General features: G+C 68.0%; 2 protein-coding genes. Both read right to left on the bottom strand.

Annotated features, from left to right (window positions below):
* Positions 1-1,697: lactate permease LctP family transporter (locus KH616_RS24520; protein ID WP_292253841.1), on the bottom strand; the 1,697-nt coding region annotated here is incomplete at its 3' end.
* Positions 1,698-1,758: 61 nt separating this feature from the next.
* On the bottom strand, positions 1,759-2,033 hold a 275-nt coding region (locus tag KH616_RS24515), incomplete at its 5' end, for a lactate utilisation protein LutB domain-containing protein (protein ID WP_292253838.1).

Here is a 2,033-nt window from a genome sequence, read left to right as displayed (position 1 = left end):
ACCATGCCCGGCACCACGTACGCCTGCGCCAGCGTGATCAGGCCGACGATCACCGCGAACAGCACGCTGTGCCTGACGGTGAAGCGGAACAGCTCCGATTCCTTGCCGACGAGGCCCGTCGCCGCGCACGCGACCGCGATCGATTGCGGCGAGATCATCTTCGCGGTGACGCCGCCCGTCGTGTTCGCCGCGACCACCAGCGTTTCCGACAGGCCGAGCTGATGGCCGGTCGCCTGCTGGAGCGAGCAGAACAGCGCGTTCGACGACGTGTCCGAGCCGGTCAGGAACACGCCGAGCCAGCCGAGGAACGGCGAGAAGAACGGGAATGCGGCGCCGGTGCCGGCGAGCAGCAGCGCAAGCGTCGACGACATCCCCGAGTAGTTTGCGACGAATGCGAACGCGAGCACGAAGCCGATCGACAGGATCGGGCGCGTGAGTTCCTTCAGCGTTTCACCGAACGTGACAAGGCCGTCGCGCGGCTTCATCCGCAACAGCGCCATCGAAATCAGCGCCGTGACCAGGATCGCGCTGCCGACCGCAGACAGCAGGTCGATCTTCAGAATCGCCTCGTAGGCCTTCGGCGTCGCGACGATCGGGGCGGTCTTGATCACGAGCTGGTCGAGCGCCGGCACCTTGAATTTCAGCACGGTCGCGGCGAGCGGGCCGTGCGCGGCGAACAGCGCCTTGAACGGTGCGAGACTCCATACCGTGACGACGCCCGTCAGGATCAGGAACGGCGACCACGCGCGCACGGTCTGCGCGAGCGTGTACGGCGATGCCTGGCGGGCCGGCTTCGTCCCGAAACCCGCACCGCCGCCGAAGCCCGCGAGGGCTGCCGTGCCGCCGGAGGCGACTGCGCCGCCGGCCGTCTGCTTCGCGCTGCTCGGCTGCCAGACCTTCAGAAACGCGGCGAGCGACACGAGACTGACCAGCGACGACGTGATGTCCGGCAGTTCAGGCCCGATGTGATTCGACGTGAAGTACTGCGTGACCGCGAAGCTGCCGCCCGCGACGAGCGCGGCGGGCCAGGTCTCCTTGACCCCGCGCTTGCCGTCCATCATGAACACGAGCCAGAACGGCACGAACACCGACAGCAGCGGCAGCTGCCGGCCGGCCATCGCGCCGATGTGGAACGCGTCGATGCCCGTGACCTGCCCGGCGACGATGACGGGAATCCCCATCGCGCCGAACGCGACCGGTGCGGTGTTCGCGATCAGGCACAGCCCCGCGGCATGCAGTGGCCGGAAGCCAAGGCCGACCAGCAGCGCGGCGGTGATCGCGACCGGCGCGCCGAAGCCGGCTGCGCCTTCAAGGAATGCGCCGAAGGAGAAGCCGATCAACAGCATCTGCAGGCGCTGGTCGTCGGTGATCGACAGGACCGAGGCGCGGATGATGTCGAATTGCCCGGTCTTGACGACGATCTTGTACAGGAACACCGCGGCGACGATGATCCATGCGATCGGCCAGATGCCGTATGCGAAACCGTAGCCCGCTGCCGCGAGCGCCTGCGGCACCGGCATCCGGTACGCGACGATCGCGACGCCGAGCGCCAGCAGCAGCGTAATCGCCGCGGCGACATGCCCCTTGATCCGCAAGGCCGCGAGCGCAATGAAAAAGAAGATGATCGGTATCGCGGCGACGAGCGCCGACAGCCATAGGCTGCCGAGGGGCGTATAGATTTGTTGCCAGGCCTGCATGGTTGTCTCCTCCGTTTATATCGGTAATCGGTACAGGTCAGAAATCGCGACGGGTCATGCGCTATTCAGGCTGGCCGCGGGCGCGCAGCAGGTCGGCCAGGCTGCGCGGCGCGGGTTCGAGCGGCGTGCGGTGCCGGGTCCAGCCCATCTGGTTCGACGGCGCCAGCGCGCGCAGCCGCGTGGCCGCCCAGCGGAACGTGCGGTAGGCGCGCGGATGCGCGAATGCGCCGCTCCAGAAGCGCCACACGAGATCTTCCGGGCGGCTGTAGTTCGCGCCCTGGCCGCGCAGCGGATGCGCGACCGGCTCGTCCGGCTTGCGGTTCGCCTCGGTGCGCA

The organism is Burkholderia sp., from assembly GCF_018375725.1.
Taxonomy (GTDB): Bacteria; Pseudomonadota; Gammaproteobacteria; order Burkholderiales; family Burkholderiaceae; genus Burkholderia.
Note: the sequence above shows the minus strand (reverse complement) of the source record. Positions and strands in the feature narration are given on the sequence as shown.